Annotated in this window: 18 protein-coding genes; 11 read left to right on the top strand and 7 right to left on the bottom strand. The window is 67.8% G+C overall.

Annotation, left to right across the window (positions count from 1 at the left end; genetic code table 11):
- The first annotated feature begins 20 nt into the window (after positions 1–20).
- From CVA01_RS00245 to CVA01_RS00215, 7 genes are all read left to right on the top strand, one after another.
- Positions 21–890, top strand: coding sequence for an ABC transporter ATP-binding protein (locus tag CVA01_RS00245; protein ID WP_170209641.1), 870 nt, complete (start codon positions 21–23; stop codon positions 888–890).
- A 14-nt stretch (positions 891–904) separates the two neighbouring features.
- Positions 905–1813 (top strand): NUDIX hydrolase, encoded by a 909-nt coding sequence (locus tag CVA01_RS00240; RefSeq protein ID WP_014010335.1) that lies wholly within the window; start codon positions 905–907, stop codon positions 1811–1813.
- The gene (locus CVA01_RS00235) at positions 1810–3105 is read left to right on the top strand and encodes a class I SAM-dependent methyltransferase (RefSeq protein ID WP_141327721.1); all 1296 of its coding nucleotides are present in this window, start codon (positions 1810–1812) and stop codon (positions 3103–3105) included. Before CVA01_RS00240 ends, CVA01_RS00235 begins: the two co-directional genes overlap by 4 nt.
- A 216-nt stretch (positions 3106–3321) precedes the next feature.
- Positions 3322–4110, top strand: coding sequence for an electron transfer flavoprotein subunit beta/FixA family protein (locus tag CVA01_RS00230; protein WP_014010333.1), 789 nt, complete (start codon positions 3322–3324; stop codon positions 4108–4110).
- Positions 4111–4143: 33 nt separating this feature from the next.
- Complete coding sequence (locus CVA01_RS00225; RefSeq protein ID WP_141327719.1) at positions 4144–5097, top strand: electron transfer flavoprotein subunit alpha/FixB family protein; 954 nt, start codon at positions 4144–4146, stop codon at positions 5095–5097.
- Positions 5098–5298: 201 nt separating this feature from the next.
- A complete protein-coding gene (locus CVA01_RS00220) occupies positions 5299–6900 on the top strand; it encodes a cation:proton antiporter (protein WP_141327717.1) in 1602 nt (533 codons plus the stop codon).
- Positions 6900–8078 (top strand): cysteine desulfurase family protein, encoded by a 1179-nt coding sequence (locus CVA01_RS00215; protein ID WP_141327715.1) that lies wholly within the window; start codon positions 6900–6902, stop codon positions 8076–8078. Before CVA01_RS00220 ends, CVA01_RS00215 begins: the two co-directional genes overlap by 1 nt.
- A 3-nt stretch (positions 8079–8081) precedes the next feature.
- Here CVA01_RS00215 and CVA01_RS14805 read toward each other — a convergent pair whose 3' ends face one another.
- Genes CVA01_RS14805 through CVA01_RS14795 form a run of 3 tightly spaced genes read right to left on the bottom strand, consistent with a single transcriptional unit; the run spans position 8082 to position 9388 of the window.
- Positions 8082–8657 (bottom strand): MFS transporter, encoded by a 576-nt coding sequence (locus tag CVA01_RS14805; RefSeq protein WP_170209640.1) that lies wholly within the window; start codon positions 8655–8657, stop codon positions 8082–8084.
- 26 nt (positions 8658–8683) lie between these two features.
- Positions 8684–8881 carry a hypothetical protein gene (locus CVA01_RS14800; protein ID WP_170209639.1) on the bottom strand — a complete coding sequence of 66 codons (198 nt, stop codon included), beginning with the start codon at positions 8879–8881 and terminating at the stop codon, positions 8684–8686.
- A gap of 33 nt (positions 8882–8914) precedes the next feature.
- A complete protein-coding gene (locus CVA01_RS14795) occupies positions 8915–9388 on the bottom strand; it encodes a hypothetical protein (RefSeq protein ID WP_014010327.1) in 474 nt (157 codons plus the stop codon).
- Between the two features lie 94 nt (positions 9389–9482).
- Between CVA01_RS14795 and mnmA the strand changes: the two genes are divergently transcribed.
- Both mnmA and CVA01_RS00200 read left to right on the top strand, forming a co-directional pair.
- Complete coding sequence (gene mnmA, locus CVA01_RS00205) at positions 9483–10595, top strand: tRNA 2-thiouridine(34) synthase MnmA (RefSeq protein WP_141327844.1); 1113 nt, start codon at positions 9483–9485, stop codon at positions 10593–10595.
- Positions 10592–11545 carry a uroporphyrinogen decarboxylase/cobalamine-independent methonine synthase family protein gene (locus CVA01_RS00200; protein ID WP_141327711.1) on the top strand — a complete coding sequence of 318 codons (954 nt, stop codon included), beginning with the start codon at positions 10592–10594 and terminating at the stop codon, positions 11543–11545. The genes mnmA and CVA01_RS00200 overlap by 4 nt, the downstream gene beginning before the upstream one ends.
- 42 nt (positions 11546–11587) lie before the next feature.
- On the opposite strand, the gene CVA01_RS00195 is transcribed toward CVA01_RS00200, so the two are convergent.
- The 4 genes from CVA01_RS00195 to ligA all read right to left on the bottom strand — a co-directional run bounded on the left by CVA01_RS00195 (position 11588) and on the right by ligA (position 16000).
- Positions 11588–11914 carry an antibiotic biosynthesis monooxygenase family protein gene (locus tag CVA01_RS00195; protein WP_041630072.1) on the bottom strand — a complete coding sequence of 109 codons (327 nt, stop codon included), beginning with the start codon at positions 11912–11914 and terminating at the stop codon, positions 11588–11590.
- Positions 11902–12546 carry an ATP-binding cassette domain-containing protein gene (locus CVA01_RS15520; protein ID WP_307723348.1) on the bottom strand — a complete coding sequence of 215 codons (645 nt, stop codon included), beginning with the start codon at positions 12544–12546 and terminating at the stop codon, positions 11902–11904. Before CVA01_RS15520 ends, CVA01_RS00195 begins: the two co-directional genes overlap by 13 nt.
- Positions 12547–12797: 251 nt before the next feature.
- Positions 12798–13463, bottom strand: a complete 666-nt coding sequence (locus tag CVA01_RS15515; RefSeq protein ID WP_307723347.1) for an ATP-binding cassette domain-containing protein — start codon at positions 13461–13463, stop codon at positions 12798–12800.
- Positions 13464–13627: 164 nt separating this feature from the next.
- On the bottom strand, positions 13628–16000 hold the full coding sequence (gene ligA / locus CVA01_RS00185) for an NAD-dependent DNA ligase LigA (protein WP_373862648.1): 2373 nt from the start codon (positions 15998–16000) through the stop codon (positions 13628–13630).
- A gap of 36 nt (positions 16001–16036) precedes the next feature.
- Between ligA and CVA01_RS15405 the strand changes: the two genes are divergently transcribed.
- Positions 16037–16159 carry a hypothetical protein gene (locus tag CVA01_RS15405; protein ID WP_255307676.1) on the top strand — a complete coding sequence of 41 codons (123 nt, stop codon included), beginning with the start codon at positions 16037–16039 and terminating at the stop codon, positions 16157–16159.
- Between the two features lie 92 nt (positions 16160–16251).
- Positions 16252–16938, top strand: a complete 687-nt coding sequence (locus CVA01_RS00180; protein ID WP_014010321.1) for a 3'-5' exonuclease — start codon at positions 16252–16254, stop codon at positions 16936–16938.
- Positions 16939–16943 lie beyond the last annotated feature (5 nt).

Genomic DNA, 16943 nt, shown 5'->3' with positions numbered 1-16943 from the left:
CCGTGTGGCACCATGGGGGAGTGAACGATCCCACTCTCATCTCCACTCCCGCCACCGCTGAGGCCCTCGATGAGGACCTGGTGATCGACTTCCGCGACGTCAGCGTCATCCGGAGTGGTCGGGCCCTGCTCGACCAGGTCAGCTGGCAGGTCGAGGTGGATGAGCGGTGGATCGTGCTGGGCCCCAACGGGGCGGGGAAGACCACGCTGATGTCAATCGCCTCGGCGATGCTCTTCCCGACCAGCGGCACGGTGCGGATCGTGGGGGAGACGCTGGGCAAGGTCGACGTCCGTGAACTGCGGACCGCCGTCGGCCTGTCCTCGGCGGCCTTCGCCCACCGCGTCCCCGAGGAGGAGAAGGTCGTCGATCTGGTCATCTCCGCGGGCTACGACGTCCTCGGCCGGTGGAAGGAAGAGTACGACGACAGTGACCGCGACCGGGCGCTGGAGATCCTCGAGACCGTCGGCGCACTGCACCTGGTCGAGCAGGAATGGGGGACGCTCAGCGAAGGCGAGCGTAAACGCGTCCTCATCGCCCGGTCCCTGATGACCGACCCGGAGATGCTGCTGCTCGACGAACCAGGTGCCGGTCTGGACCTGGGCGGACGGGAGGATCTCGTCGCGTTGCTCTCGGAGATGGCGGTGGATCCGGACGCCCCGGCGATGGTTCTGGTCACCCACCATGTCGAGGAGATCCCCCCGGGATTCACCCACGGTCTGATCCTCGACGAGGGACAGGTTGTCGCCCGGGGGCTCATCACCGACGTCATGACCTCCGAGAACCTCACCCGCGCCTACCACCAGCCGATCCAGCTACGGGTCGAGGAGGACGGGCGCTACTTCGCGCGCCGTGCACCGCGTACCGGCCGGTCGCGTCACCGCCAGAACTGACTAGGGTGGGGAACATGGTTGACAGTCGGACACGGAACCCAGGGTCTGAGCCGGGGCCGGTGCCACCCCGGCACGCGTCCACGGTGATGCTGTTGCGCGACACCCTCAGCGGGCCGGAGGTGTACGTGCAGGAGCGGGCGTCCACGATGCGGTTCTGTGCGGAGATGACGGTGTTCCCCGGCGGTGGCGTCGATGCACGCGACATGCCCGGAGACGTGGACGGCGACGGGACGGCGTCCCCGGAGATCGGCTGGAAGGGACCGTCCACCGAGTGGTGGGCCGACCGGCTGCGGACCTCCCCGGACATCGCACGGGCGCTGGTCTGTGCGGCAGTGCGCGAGACCTTCGAGGAGACCGGCACCCTGCTGGCCGGTCACCGTGACGGCCGCACGGTGCAGGACACCACCGGTTATCTGCCGTTCCGCGCAGAGCTTGAGAACCACCGGCTGGCCTTCACCGACTTCATGGAGCAGCACGATCTCGAGCTCCGTGGCGATCTGCTGCGTCCCTGGGCGAACTGGGTGACCCCGGAGGGGCAGCCGATCCGCTATAACACGGCATTCTTCGTCGCCTCGATGCCCGAGGGGCAGGCCGCCTACGGTGACACCCGGGAAGCGACCTCCACCGGTTGGTTCCGTCCCGGCACCCTGCTCGACGGCTGGCGCAACCGGAAGATCAACCTCATGCCGCCGACCTGGTCCCAGCTGAAGATGCTGGACACTTTCCGCAGCGTCGAGGAGGTCATGGACTTCGCCGCCCAGCTGACCGTCGATCCGGTGGTCAAGGAGCCGGTCGATCTGCCGTACATGGCGGAGTACTACCTCATGGAGACCCGGATGTACGGGTACCCCGAGCGCGTCTTCGCCCCGGGGATGAAGTTCGCCGTCGACCCGGAGGATCTCCCTCCCAGCCCGTTCTCGTGACTTTCACGGTCGCCGAGGTCCGGTGGTTGGCGACGCATCCTGAGGCGGTCGAGGCCGCCGGACAGTTGGACCTCACCGCATCGACCCAGCTGTCCGACCTTACCCGGCTGCGGGAGATCGCGGCGGGCACAGGCGCCGCCGACGACGTTGATCCTGCCGCGGCGGCGCGTGCACTGGCGGAACTCATCGGCGCCCGCCGTGCCGCGGTGCGTGGTGTGAAGATCCCGGTGAATCCCGACGGAACTGCCCGTACGGACTGGATGGCCTGCACCGACTCGGCCCAGCAGGCCACCCCGGCCGCGGTGGCCGAGGTCCGGGTGCAGCATCTGCTCTCCGTGGCCGAGGGTCGCAGTGTCGCCGACGTGACCTGTTCGGTCGGCACCGAACTGGCCGGGCTGACTGCCCCGGACGTCCGTGGACGCTTCGGCACCGTCATCGGTGGTGACCTGGACGCCGCCCGGTTGGCCATGGCACGGATCAACCTGCCGGAGGTGCCGTTGGTGCGTGCGGATGCGGTCGTGCCGGCGCTGCGGGCCGACGTCATCGTCGCCGACCCTGCCCGCCGGACCGCACGGGGACGCATCCGCGATCCCCGCGACCTGCTGCCCCCACTGCCGGATCTGCTGGCGGTGTGGCAGGCGGCCGGTGCGGAACTGGCGGTGAAGTGTGCCCCGGGTATCGACTACTCGGAGTGGGAGGGGCAGGTGGATGTCGTCAGTGTCGCACCCGGCGGTCCCGGTGCCCCGGGAGTCAAGGAGGCGTGTCTCTACACTCCGGGGCTGGCCACTGTCCCGGGGACAGGCGGGCAGCACAGCCAGGGCCGGCGCGCCGTGGTGGTGGGGCAGGACGACACCGCCGTGCTCACGACCGCGGACCGGGACTCCGAGGAGGTCGGGGCAGTGGGCCGTTACATCCTCGATCCGGACGGCGCGGTGGTCCGGGCAGGACTCGTGCGTCAGTACGCTGCCCGACTGGGCTGGTGGCGGGTGGACCCGCACATCGCCTATCTCTCCGGTGACCGGTTCGACGACACGGTGCGGGATGCCCTGCTGCCGGGGCAGCGCGTCTTCGAGGTCCTGGACACGGTGCAGGTGAAGAAACTGAAGGCCGCGTTGGCCGCCCACGACTGCGGTGCGCTGGAGATCCTGGTGCGTGGCGCTGACGTGGACCCTGATGTGCTGCGTAAGAAGATGCGCTCCGGCGGGGCGCTCAAGGGAAGTGCCCCGTTGACGGTCGTCATCGCCCGCATCGGTCGGTCACCGGTGGCGGCGGTATGTCGTCCAGTGCGGTGAAACGACATATCTCACCATGAAACGTAGCCCCCCCGGGGGTGACGGAGAAAAGATATTTTTTTGTAGTATGTTCGCAACAGTGCAGGTCATAGGATCGCAGAACCATTATTTTTGTGGCAGATAGGTCTATTTTTACGTGATTGTGGGGTAGGTCACGGCCGAATCTGAGTAGACTGACCGACGATCACATCGAACCCAAGGCAGGAAGGCCAACGAATGTCGAACATCGTGGTTCTGGTCAAGCAGGTGCCGGACACCTACTCCGAGCGCAAGCTGACCGATGACGACTTCACGCTCGACCGGGAGAACAGCGACGCTATCCTGGACGAGATCAACGAGAACGCCGTCGAGGCGGCCCTGAAGCTCAAGGAAGCTGACGGTTCCCGCAACATCATCGTGCTGAGCGTGGGCCCCGCGGGCGCCACCTCCGCCCTGCGTAAGGCGCTGTCCCTCGGTGCAGACGAGGGAATCCTCGTCACCGATGACGCCCTCGCCGGTTCGGACGCCCTGGGTACCGCGTGGACCCTGTCCAACGCCCTCAACCAGGTCGAGGACATCGAGATCATCCTCGCCGGCAACGCCTCCACCGACGGTGGCGCCGGTGCCGTGCCCGGCCTGCTCTCCGAGTACCGCCAGATCCCGGCCGTCACCAACCTGCGCTCCCTCGCGGTCGAGGGCGGCAAGGTCACCGGTGAGCGCGTGACCGAGGACGGCATCTTCACCGTCGAGGCACCGACCCCGGCGATCGTGTCCGTCACCGAGAAGGCGAACACCCCGCGCGTCCCGAACTTCAAGGGCATCATGGCCGCGAAAAAGAAGACCATCCGCGAGCTGGGCATCGGCGACATCGGCGTCGCCGCCGAGAACGTCGGCCTCGGTGCCGCCGCGACCAAGGTCACCGCGTCCGCCCCGAAGGCCGAGAAGACCGCCGGTGAAATCGTCACCGACGAGGGCAACGGCGGCGTCCAGCTGGTCGAGTTCCTCGCCAAGCAGAAGCTCATCTAACTCACCCCACACACGGAAAGGACTACTGAAACCATGACCAACGTCCTGGTCCTCGTTGAGCACTCCGAGGGTGAGCTGAAGAACAGCACCCGCGAGCTCATCACCGCCGCCCGCGCCTTCGGCACCGTCGGTGCCGTCGTCGTCGGCGCCCCCGGCACCACCGAGAAGCTGCAGGCCGGTCTGGCCGCCGCCGGTGCCGAGAACATCTACGCCGCCGAGGCCGACTTCGCCGCCGAGTACGTCGTCACCCCGCAGGTTGACGCCGTCGCCGGTCTGGCCGCCGCCCTCCAGGCCCCGGTCGTCATCGCCGCCGGTGCCAACGGCAACGAGATCGCCGGCCGCGTCGGCGCCCGCGTCGCCTCCGGCGTCCTCTACGACGTGATCGGCATCAATGCCGACCGCTCCGCCTCCGGCTCCATCTTCGGCGGCGACTTCACCGTCGAGTCCACCGCCGGTGGCACCTCGCCCGTCTACACCCTGCGCGCCGGCGCCGTCGACCCGGAGGACCAGGCTGCCGCCGGTACCGTCCAGGCCGTCGAGCTCCCCGCCCCGGGTCCGACCGCGGTGAAGATCAACTCCTTCGCCCCGGCCGAGAAAGCCGACCGCCCCGAGCTCACCGAGGCGAAGATCATCGTCTCCGGTGGCCGTGGTGTCGCCGGTCCGGAAGGTTTCCACGACGTCGTGGAGCCGCTCGCCGACACTCTCGGTGCCGCCGTCGGTGCTTCCCGTGCCGCGGTGGACGCCGACTTCTACCCGGGCAAGTTCCAGGTCGGGCAGACCGGTAAGACGGTCTCCCCGAACCTCTACATCGCCCTCGGTATCTCCGGTGCCATCCAGCACAAGGCCGGTATGCAGACCTCCAAGACCATCGTCGCCGTCAACAAGGACGAGGAGGCCGGCATCTTCGAGATCGCCGACTTCGGAGTCGTCGGCGACCTGTTCAAGGTCGCCCCGCAGGCCACCGAGGAGCTCGCCAAGCGCAAGTAGTTCCCGCCGCCGCAGGTGAGTACCGGTGAAGAACCGGTGACCGCCGCGCGGTAGACTTGACGGTGAATTCCGTCAGAACAGGCACTGTGACCGCAGGACAACAGGGTCCGCACCCCGACGGGGTGCGGACCCTGAGTCTTTTCCCGCACACTTTCTGCAGTCCCCACCGACCACTCCGACCCCCGGACAGGATCCGACTGGATGACAACCCTGATCATCGTTCTCGCTCTCATGCTCTTGACCGTGCTCACGGTGGGAGTGGGAGACAGGATCGGTCTGCCCTGGCCGGTCCTGCTGCTGCTGGTCACCACCGGCGCGATGTTCATCCCGGGGATGCCGACAGTCGATGTCGAACCGCACCTGATCCTCCCGTTGGCGCTGCCCCCGCTGCTGTGGGCACTGGCCCGACGGACCTCCTGGGGCATGTTCCGTGACCAGTGGCGTTCCATTCTCAGCCTCTCGGTGGTCCTGGTCATCGTCACGGTGGCCGTGGTCGCCGGTACGGCGATGTGGATGATCCCCGGGCTCACTCTTGTCGGTGCCCTGGCGTTGGCCGCGGCCGTCGCCCCGCCTGACCCGGTGGCGGTCGAGGCTGTGGCGGAGCCCGCCGGTATCCCACGTCGCATCATCGGCACGCTGCAGTCCGAGGGCCTGTTCAATGACGCCGCGTCCCTCGTCATCTTCAGTGCGGCGGTCACCGCCGCAGAGTTCCACGACGACATCCACTGGTTCGAGGCCAGCGGAACCATGGTCTACAGCGCCCTCGGCGCCGTCGCCCTGGGCTGGGCTGTCGGACGCTACTCCGCGAAGTTCGTCGAGTGGCTCGATTCCCCGGTCGCCGGTAACGCCTTCACCTGGGTACTGCCGTTCATCCTCTACCTGGTGTGCGAGGAGATCCACATCTCCGGCGTCATCGCCGTGGTCGTCGCCGCCGTGGAGCTCAGCTCCCGGCTGGATGCCACCGCTGCCGACGCCAGGCTCGCCGGTTCGGCGTTCTGGGAGGTCATCGAGCTTCTCGTCACCGGTATGGCCTTCGGCCTGATGGGCATGAACGTCCGGGAGTCGTTCTTCGACGACGAGGTCGAGCACCTCAAGCCGGTGATCTGGGGCCTGGTCATCTCTCTCGTCCTCGTCGCCGTCCGTGCGGTGTGGATGAGCGGTCTGTTGTGGGCGAATTCGAGGAGCAGAGGCAGATACCGTGCCCCGGTGCGCTGGACCGATGTCTTGTTGCTCACCTGGGCCGGCATGCGTGGTCTGGTCACCTTCGCCCTGGTGCTGTCACTGAGTCCCACAGACTTCCCGATGCGTGACGAATTCACGATCGTCGCTTTCGTCGTCCTGCTGTGCACGATGGTGATCCCCGGGCTCACCCTGCCGACGCTCACCGCCTACCTCAAACGCAACTACGATCTCCACGACACCGCCGACCATGCCACCGAGGAGGCTCTCGACGACGCCTACCGCGCCGCGGTCGCCGTGGTCAGCAAGGAACTGGCCAGTGAGCATCTCACCCCGGAGGCCGCGGCCCGTATCAACGAGCGACTCCAGGTGATCCGGTCGACCTCGGCTCTCGACGACGGTGACGACGGTCTCGAGGACGCCGACGAACACGCACGGATCCGACGGGTGCGCCGTCAGAAAGCTGCGCGCAGGGCTATCGAGATCCGGCGTCGCTCCCTCAATGAGGCGCAGCGCAGTCTCGCAGCCAGCCGGTACCGTAAGGGCGTGGACCCGAGCGCGGTGGCCGAGAAGATGCACGAGATCGACCGCCGTCTGCTGGCACTGCCCCACGAGGGGGAGTGATGTCGGGGATGTCCCGTATCTATCTCGACCATGCGGCGTCCGCCCCGTTGCGTCCGGAAGCCGTGGACGCGCTGGAGCGCACCGCGTCCCTGCTCAATCCGGCCGGCCAGTACGCGTCCGGCCGTGAGGCGTCCCGCATCGTGGAGGACGCGCGCGAGCAGATCGGTGAACTGCTCGGTGCTGACCGGGCCGAGGTCCTGTTCACCGGATCGGGGACTGAGGCGGACAATATCGCCGTCCAGGGCCTCGCCTTCGGTGCGCTGCGTACCTGTGGTGCCCGGCGGATCCATGTCTCCGCGGTCGAGCATCCGGCGGTGGGGGAGTCCGTGGACTGGCTGTGCGGTGGCCTTCCCGTTCCCGGCGGTCCGTTGTTCGAGCGGGTGGAGATCCCGGTGGACGTCCCGGGCCGCCCAGGCGCGGTCGGGTTGCTGGACCCCGCGCAGGACGCCCTGGTCACCGCGATGTGGGTCAACAACGAGACCGGCAATGTCACCGACCTGGCGTCTGTGGTGGGGCCTGCGGTGAACGTCGGGATCCCGACCCATGTCGACGCGGTCCAGGCTGTCGGGCACCTGCCGGTGGACTTCCACGGGCTCGGTGTCGCGACGTTGACGGCCAGCGCGCACAAATTCGGTGGGCCGAAATCCGTCGGACTGCTGCTGGCCCGGCGTGACGCGGTCATCGACACCCCGGTGCGCGGTGGCGGCCAGGAGCGCAAATTGCGGTCGGGCACCGTCAACCCGCAGGGCGCGGCGGCCACGGCGGCGGCACTGGCTGCCGCGGTCGCTGAGATGGACGCCGAGCACGCCCGACTCGCCGGTTACCAGGAACGGCTGCTCGACGTGGTCCGGTCGATCCCGGACGCGGTGGTCTACACCGACCCGGACGGCGGTGCGCTGCCGTCGCATGTCCACATGAGTTTCCCCGGTGCGGAGGGAGACAGCCTCATCATGCTGCTCGACGTCGCCGGTGTGGACGCCTCCACCGGCTCCGCATGCTCCGCCGGTGTGAACCGGGCCTCCCACGTGCTCACCGCTATGGGTGTCGACGTGCATACCGCCCGCGGCGCACTGCGACTGACCATGGGCCCGGCGACAACGGACGCCGACATCGACCGGATTTGTGCCCTGCTGCCCGGAGTGGTGGAGCAGGCCCGTGCCGCGGGCACGGCGTACTGACGATTACCTGGCGGCCCTGCTGAAGCGCATGGTGAGGGCCACCGAGACCACTACGCCGGCCTGGATCAAGGCGGACCCCGGGACCACTCCGACGCCACCGGTGACCAGCGACGGCCCGTCGGAGGGCGCGGCGACGAGCCAGGCGCCCACCATACCGGTGAGCTGGAGCGACCCGGAACTGACGACGTCCGACACGGTGAACACCACTACCCGGTCCTCCCGGGACACCAGGTCGTAGGCGATGCTGTCGACCGACGTGGAGAACACGGACTTCGCGGCGAAGAGCACCGGCACCAGGACCACCGGCAGCCACGTCCAGACCGTGTGCAGCGCGGAACCGGTCACCGGCACCAGCAGCCAGGGGGCCAGCGCCGCGGTACTGACACCGCCGGAGACCCACAGGACCGACCGTGCCCCGAAGCGCCTGGTGAGCGGACCGAGGAAGAGCATGAACACCATGGATCCGACGGTGCGGGCGATGAGCACGAAACCCACGGTCTGTGATGACACCCCGATGACCTGCATGGGGTAGACCGACAGCAGTGGGACGCCGATGAAGAACTGGCAGGACTCGCACACCAGGATGAGTCGGTAGACCGGCGTCCTCAGCGTGACAGTGAGATCATGCAGGGTGCCGCGGACCAGTCCACGGGGGCTGCGTCCTGCGTCAGTGCTGTCCGGGATTCCGGGATTCCGGGGTCCGGCAGGGCGAGGTAGACGACGGCACTGCCGACGAGGTAGATAAGCAACCACACGCAGACCGAGGTGTAGAGGGTGGTCGTCACGTCGCCGTTGAAGACCACGGCCTGCAGCGTGAAACAGGCGACGAGCGTCCCCTAGGAGAGCAACTTGCCCAGCGACAGGACAGTGGGCCGGTCTTCGTCCCGGACCACCTCGCCCAGCCACGCCGACCACACTGTCCCGTAGGACGGGGAGAAGGCGATCTCCACCGCGACCGCGGCGACAATCACGACCGTCAACTGCAACCGGTCGCCCACAGGCAGGTGGACCACCAGAAGAATCGCCACCACTGCGGCCGCGCTGACAACCGCTCCGGCGGTCATCAGCGTGTGGAAGCGGAAGCATTGGGCGATCGTCGGCCCCGCCAACTGCAACGGCAGGCTCAGCAGCATGCCTGCGTAGATCACCGACAGGACCGCAGGACTGAAACCGAGCTCCCCGGTAAGGAAGAGGTTGAAGAGGTCACCCGACATTCCGCCGGTCGCGCTGGCGAGCAGCGCGGACCCGGACAGTGGAAGCAGGACGCTCCAGCGTGTCCGGGTCGGGGAAGCATGAGGGGGCTCGGTCACGGTAGGTCACGCTAGCAGAGAAATGCCCGGTCAGATGGTCACGGTGTAGGGTGAAGGGCTGTCCATGAGTGCAGAACGGAAGGTGACAGGAAGAATGCGGGTAGTCGCGGCGATGAGCGGTGGCGTCGATTCCTCGGTGGCGGCGGCGCGTGCGCTGGCTGAAGGTCACGAGGTCATCGGCGTCCACCTGGCCCTGTCGCAGTCCCCGGAGGCGGTGCGCGCGGGATCGCGCGGTTGCTGCTCCCTGGAGGATTCCGCCGACGCCCGCCGCGTCTGCGACTCCCTCGGTATCCCCTTCTACGTCTGGGACTTCTCCGACCGCTTCAAGGCGGACGTCATCGACAACTTCGTCGAGTCCTACGAGATCGGTGAGACGCCCAACCCCTGCCTGCGCTGCAACGAGAAGATCAAGTTCGAGGCGCTGCTCGACCGCTCCATCGCCCTCGGCTTCGACGCCGTGGTCACCGGCCACTACGCGCAGCTGCACGACGGCGTCCTGCGCCGCGGCATCGACGACAACAAGGACCAGTCCTACGTCCTCGGCGTCCTCACCGACGAGCAGCTCGCCCACTGCATGTTCCCGGTCGGGGACACCGTCAAGCCCGCGATCCGCGCCGAGGCGAAGGACCTCGGGATGGGCGTGGCGTCCAAGCCGGACAGCCACGACATCTGCTTCATCCCCGACGGGCGGACGCAGGCCTTCCTCGGCACGAAGATCGGGATGCGCCCCGGCATCGTGCAGTCGGTGGAGGGGGAGACCCTCGCCGAGCACGACGGCGTCTACGGCTTCACCATCGGACAGCGCAAGGGCCTCGGCCTGCCCGGCCCCGCCGCCGACGGCCAGCCCCGCTATGTCACCGACATCAACGCCTCCACCGGCACCGTCACCGTCGGACGCAAGCGGGATCTGCGGATCGGCCACATCACCGCCGACCGGCTCAAGCGGCTCGACCCCGCCAAGCACGGTGAGACCTTCGACTGCGAGGTCCAGGTCCGTGCCCACGGTGGCGTGGTCCCGGCGACCGCGACGCTGACCTCGGATGCCGTCGAGCTCGAGCTCCACGAGCCGCTGCAGGGCGTGGCCCGCGGCCAGGCTGCCGTCGTCTACCTGCCGGACGCCGAGGGCGACATCCTCATCGGCTCGGGCACGATCAGTGCGACCGCACCGTGGGTGGATGATGTTGAATCCGGAGCACAGTCCGCGTGACCAGGTTCGCCTGGTGGGAAGATATCCGGACCACCCACACCGATCTCCGTGCGTCTCTGGCCGCCGCAGCCCGGCGTACCCGTGACGTCGATGAGGACGTCGGGGTGGTGCCACCGCTGAGCCTGCCGCGGTCCGCCGTGGACGACGGCCTGCTCATGGAGACCGCCGCGATGGGCGTCACCGTCGGCGGACCCTACCTGCGGTCCCACGCCCGAGGCTGGGAGGTTGCGCCGGGGAAGACCCTCGACATGCGTGCCTTCCTCGGACGCCGTCACGAACTCACCGACATCATCGCCGAGGTCATGCCGGGTACCGACCGGCTGATGGTGCACGTCACCGGGCCGTGGACCTTCGGAGCCTCGGTGGAGTACCGCGGGCATCCGCTGTGTTTCGACCGGCCGGCGTTCCGCGATGTCGCCCTGGCACTCGGCGAGGGTGTGCGGGAGTTCTGCGACGCCGTCGGCGCCTCGGTCGTGCACGTGCATGAACGACGCTTCGCCGAGGTGACCTCCATGCTGGTCGGTGCCACCGACTTCGAGACGATGAGTGTGGACCGGGAGATCGCGACGAATGTGGAGCGACGGTTCCTTGAGCAGATGCGCGGTGACTACGGGGAAGAAGGTGGCCGGGAGATCATCCTCGACGCCGGGTGCCTGTACCCCGAGCTGGCATCCCTGGACTCCACCCTGGTGGTGGACCGGCTGGATGACGAGGTCGCCCGACTGGTCGACAGTGGAACCGCGGTGGCGTGGCGGGTCGGTGGTGAGCGCTCCAGCGAGGAGCTGGCGCACACCGTGATGCGCACCTGGAAACAGTGGACCTTCGACGGGGAGAGCCCCGAACCGCAGATCGACCTGGTGGCTGTGGGGGAGGACATCCTGACCCCGAATGCGGCGGCCGAACTGGCGCGCACCGTGCGCGGCGCGGCGGTGCTGCTGCACCGCAACTGACCGGTTTTTCACATGCCCTCGGGAGGAGGACCGGGCCGGTGGCTACTCCTGTCCGGCGACGGCGTCCAGGTCAACAACCTCAAACTCCAGCAGGTCGGCACCGGTGGCCACCGGCTTCTTCCCCTCACCCGAGTGCGGACCGCTGTGCGCAGCCTTCGCCGGGCCGGACGCCCAGGCCTTGAAGTCCTCCTCGGAGGCCCAGGTGGTGACGACGAAGTAGCGGTCGTCACCCTTGGTCGGGCGGAGCAGCTGGAAGCCCTCGAAGCCGGGGGAGGAGTCCACGGTGTGGGCACGGGCGGCGAAGCGCTTCTCCAGCTCAGGGCCGGCACCTTCGGGAACACTGATTGCGTTGATCTTCACGACAGACATAGCCGCGAGCCTACCTGCAACCGGTCGAGCAGGACCTCGTCGCGGCTGACCACGATCAGCGCCCCGCGGTAGGACGCCAGGGCATCGACCAGCGCGTCCACCGTGGCGAGATCCAGGTTGTTCGTCGGCTCGTCGAGGGTGAGCAGCTGGTTCGCAGGTTCGGCCAGCAGCAGGCGGGCCAGGGAGACCCGGAACCGACCGCCGCCGGAGAGATCGCCGATGCTCCGGTCGACCTCGTCCTTCCGGAACAGGAACCGGGCCAGCTGCGCCCGGATCCGCTGCGGATCGGTGGTGAGGGCTGCGATACGAACCTCATCGAGCACCGTGGCGTCCTCGTCCAGATCGTCGGAGCGCTGTGGCAGGTAGCCGACCCGGTCCGTGAAGAGGCGACCGCACCGACCGTGCACCAGATCCTCGAGCAGGCGGGTCTTGCCCGAACCGTTGTCGCCGGTGACGGCGAGGCGTTCCGGGCCCTGCAGGATCGCCGTTCCGGAGGGGGAGGGAATTTCAGCGATAACCTTCCCTGCAGGCACTTCCGGATCCGGCAGGTCGATGCGGACATGGTCGTCGCGTCGGACCGCGGCGGCCTCTTCCTCGACAACAGCCCGTGCGGAATCCACGTCGCGAGCCATCGCTGTTCGCAGCTCTCCCGCGCTGACCTCGGCCTCCTGCTTCCGGTTGTTCATGATCGCCTTCGGACGTCGCTTAGTGGCGAAGTCCTTTTTCGCGTACCTCAGCCGACGGGCGAGCGTGGTCTGCGCCTCCACCTGCTGCCGCTGCTCGGTCTTCAGTGCCTGCTCGGCGGTGATGAGCGCCTGTTCCGCCGCAGCCTGCTGATGCTCCAGGTGCTCCCGGTACGCCGAGTACGGGCCTCCGAAGACGGTCAGTGACCCGGTGTGCAGTTCGGCGGTGTGCTCCATGAGATCGAGGAGCTCGATGTCATGGGAGACGACGATGAGGGTCGGAGTCCAGGACGCGTGAGCCGAGACGGCGTCATACAGGTACTCCCGGGCGTGCCGGTCGAGGTTGTTCGTCGGCTCATCGAGCAGGACGACGTCATGGCGGGACCGTCGCAGGCCGACCAGCGCGGCGTGGACGGTCTCTGCCCACCGGACAACGTCCCGACGCGCCGGGAGAGCTCGATCCCGTGCAGCCCGGCGGCGGCGAGGTCGGCGAGACACCGGACGCCGATGTCCCAGTCGTCACCGACCGCATCGAAGTCAGCAGGGTCGGTGCTGCCGTGCTCGATCCGGGCCAGGGCATCGAGGACCGCGCGGACGCCGAGGAGGTCGGCGACCGTGGCGTCGGTGTCCAGGGTGAGGCGTTGCGGCAGGTAGCCCACCGATCCGGGAATCGCCAGATGCCCGGCGGTGGGGGACAGTTCACCGGCGAGGATGCGGAGCAGCGTGGACTTGCCCGTCCCGTTCGCACCGGTCAGGCCGGTGCGAACAGCGGGGAAGGTGGCAGTGAGATGGTCGAGGACAGGTGTGCCGTCCGGCCAGGTGAAGGTGAGGTCGTCGAGGACGACAGATGGGTGTGTGGATAACACGGGGGCCTCCCGGTGATCAGCGGTCGCGCTGATTGGAGCAGGGCCGGGAAGGCGGGCTCTACGACGTCAGCGGGCGGACAGGGGCGCGGAGTGGGAGTCGCAGATGATCATGGCCGAAGACTCTAGCTGGTGGGGCAGAGGGAGGAAAGGGTGGTAGCGCGGCACTACCGCAGCGCGTCCGGCCCCTCGGCCAGCAGCTTCTCGAACCCGGCCTCGTCGAGGACGGGGACGCCGAGATCCTCGGCCTTGGTGAGCTTCGAACCGGCCTTCCCGCCGGCGACGAGGAAATCGGTGTTCTTCGACACCGACCCCGCCGCCTTGCCACCGCGGGACTCGACGGCCTCCTTCGCGCTGGTCCGGTCGAAGTTCTCCAGGGATCCGGTGACCACCACGGTCAGCCCGGCCAGTGTCTGCTCCGGCAGGTCGGAGGCCTCGACGATCTGCTCCATACGCACCCCGGCGTCTGCCCAGGCGTCCACGATCTCGCGGTGCCAGTCGACGGCGAACCAGTCCTTCACCGACTGCGCGATGATCCCGCCGACTCCGTCGATCTCGGCCATCTCCTCGACTGAGGCCTTGTCGATCGCGGGGATGGACTGCAGTGTCGCGGCCAGAGCCTTTGCCGCGGTCGGCCCGACATGCCTGATCGACAGTGCAGTGATCACCCGCCACAGGTCGACCTGCTTGGCCTCCTCCAGATTGTCGAGCAGCAGTTCACCGGGCCTGTTCAGTTTCCCGGCCTTGGTCGTGTACGCGTTGGTGGAGGTCAGGTCGTCGGCGCTGAGCGAGAACAGGCGTCCTTCATCGGGCAGGACGCCGGAGGCGATGAGGTCACTGGCGGCGCGCTCGCCGAGGGCGTCGATGTCGAAGGCGCCGCGTCCGGCCAGGTAGTTCAGCCGGTTCTGCAGTTGGCCGGGGCAGTAGCGGGTGTTCGGGCAGCGCCAGTCGGCGTCCCCCTCCTTGGTCGGTGCCAGGGGAGTGCCGCATTCCGGGCAGACCGAGGAGAAGACGAACTCGCGCTCGGAGCCGTCGCGGACATCCTCCACCGGGCCCAGGACCTCGGGGATCACCTCGCCGGCCTTGCGGATCATCACCCGGTCACCCAGCCGGATGCCCTTGCGGTGCGCCTCGGTCGGATTGTGCAGTGTGGCCATGGAGACCGTGGACCCGGCGACGGGGGTCGGGGACATGACCGCGAACGGGGTGGCGCGGCCGGTGCGGCCCATTCCGATCCGGATGGACTCCACCGTGGTCATCGCCTCCTCCGGCGGGTATTTGTAGGCGATCGCCCAGCGTGGGGCCCGGCTGGTCGCGCCCAGGTCCTCCTGCTCGTCGAGGCTGTCGACCTTGACGACCAGGCCGTCCATCTCGTGGGTGGCGTCATGCCGGTGCTCGCCCCAGTACCCGACCTGGGCGATGACCTCCTCGGCCGAGTGCACCTGCTTCGTGTACGGGCTGACCGGCAGGCCCCACGCCTCGATTGCGCGATAGGCGTCATGTTGGCTGGCCGGCTCGAAGCCCTCACGGGCGCCGAGGCCGTGACAGATCAGTTTGAGGGGACGCTTCGCCGTCTCTGCCGGATTCTTCTGCCGCATTGCCCCGGCCGCGGCATTGCGCGGGTTGGCGAACATCTTCTTGCCTTCGGCCTGCCGGTCGGCGTTCATCGTCGCGAAGTCCTCGACGGTGATGAAGATCTCGCCGCGGATCTCGACGACCGCGGGCACCGGGAACTCCTCGGTGCCGCTGAGCCGGTCGGGGATGTCGGAGATGGTGCGGGCGTTGTGGGTGATGTCTTCACCGGTCACGCCGTCGCCGCGGGTCAGGGCGGTCTCCAGGCGACCGTCCAGGTAGAGCAGGTCGATGGAGGCGCCGTCGATCTTCAGCTCGGTGAGGTAGGTCTCCGAGGGGGTGCGGTCGAGCCACTCCTTGAGCTCGCCGCCGTCGAAGACATTGTCGAGGCTGAGCATCTGCTCACGGTGGGCGACATTGCGGAACGGCGAGTTCACCGGGGGCTGTGCGACCTCGGTGGTCGGGCTCGGTCCGGTGACGACCTCCGGGTGCTCGGCCTCCAGGGACTGGAGTTCGCGCATCATCGTGTCGAACTCAGCGTCCGTGATCACCGGCTCGCGGTAGTAGTAGAGGTCACGGTGGTGACGGATCTCCGCGGCCAGGGCGGACCAGCGCTCGGCCGGGTCGTCGGGGGATGCGGTGGGGGACGTCGTCTGCTTCGGCTCGCTCACCCGGTTCAGTGTAGTGCGGACGCGGACGCGCACCGGGGACGCCGTGCGATGATGTTTCTGCTTCGATATGAGTTCCATATCACTATATCCGGGGCTCGGATGATCTGGATCACACCGGCCGGGGGTGGTGGTATCTCCGCTGAAAACAACTGAACCTGCGGTCCCTGTGAGCTGTGCCCTGCGTGGGGACGACGGGGGTGTCATCCGGCCGGGGGTGACGGCCCGGAAAGCCGTGGACTGCTTCCGCGGCGAAACATAGCGTTGGACGTGTTGCACCAGATGCACCACGCACCACATAGAACCCACAGACCCGAGATTCCTCAGGAGTTCAAGATGTTCAACCTTCTCAGCCGTGAAGAAATCGCCGACCTCTCCGCCGGTGCGTCCTACTACCTCTTCGGTGACGACGAGGCTCTCGCCGTGACCTCCCCGGAGTTCGACGACGCCCTCGCCTGATTCTCCGCTGTGTCCCGCGGAATTCGAATGACCCCGTGCCCTCGCGGCACAGGGTCATTTGCGCGTCCGGCCGCCCGCTAGAGTGGTCCACCATGACGACCGCGACGCGCTTCGATCCCTCCCACATGCTCAGCTTCGACCTGGAGACCACCGGCCCGGACCCCCTGACCGCACGGATCGTGACCAGCGCGCTGATCACCATCAACGGTTCCCACCGTGATGACCTGGAGATCCTCGCCGACCCCGGGATCCCGATCCCGGAGGGTGCCACCGCAGTCCACGGCATCACCACCGAGTACGCCCGGGAGCACGGGCGTCCCCACGACGAGGTTCTCGCCGAGACCATCGAACGCATCCGCCGCGGTTGGTCGGAGGGGGCGACGCTCATCATCTACAACGCCGCCTACGATCTCACCGTCCTGCGGACCCTGGAGCCCACCTTCACCGTCGACGGTCCCGTCTTCGACCCACTTGTCGTCGACAAGGCGAAGGACCGGTACCGCAAGGGAGGACGCCGTCTCACGCAGGTCTGCGAGCACTACGGTGTCACCCTCGACAACGCACACGAGGCCTCGGCGGACGCGGTGGCGGCCGCCCGCGTCGCCTGGAAACTCACCCGTGCCTACCCCGAGGTCGTCGAGATGACCGCCGATGAGCTCATGCTCAAGCAGGCGACCTGGAACTACGAGGACAAGAGTCATCTCAAGGAGTACTTCATCTCCAAGGGGCAGACCGCCAAGGCCGAGACCGTCAACACGTCCTGGCCACTGCAGGCGTGATGTCC

Source organism: Corynebacterium variabile (assembly GCF_006539825.1).
GTDB classification, from domain to species: Bacteria; Actinomycetota; Actinomycetes; order Mycobacteriales; family Mycobacteriaceae; genus Corynebacterium; species Corynebacterium variabile.
The sequence above is the reverse complement of the archived record's forward strand: the minus strand, read 5'-3'. Positions and strand labels throughout refer to the sequence as shown.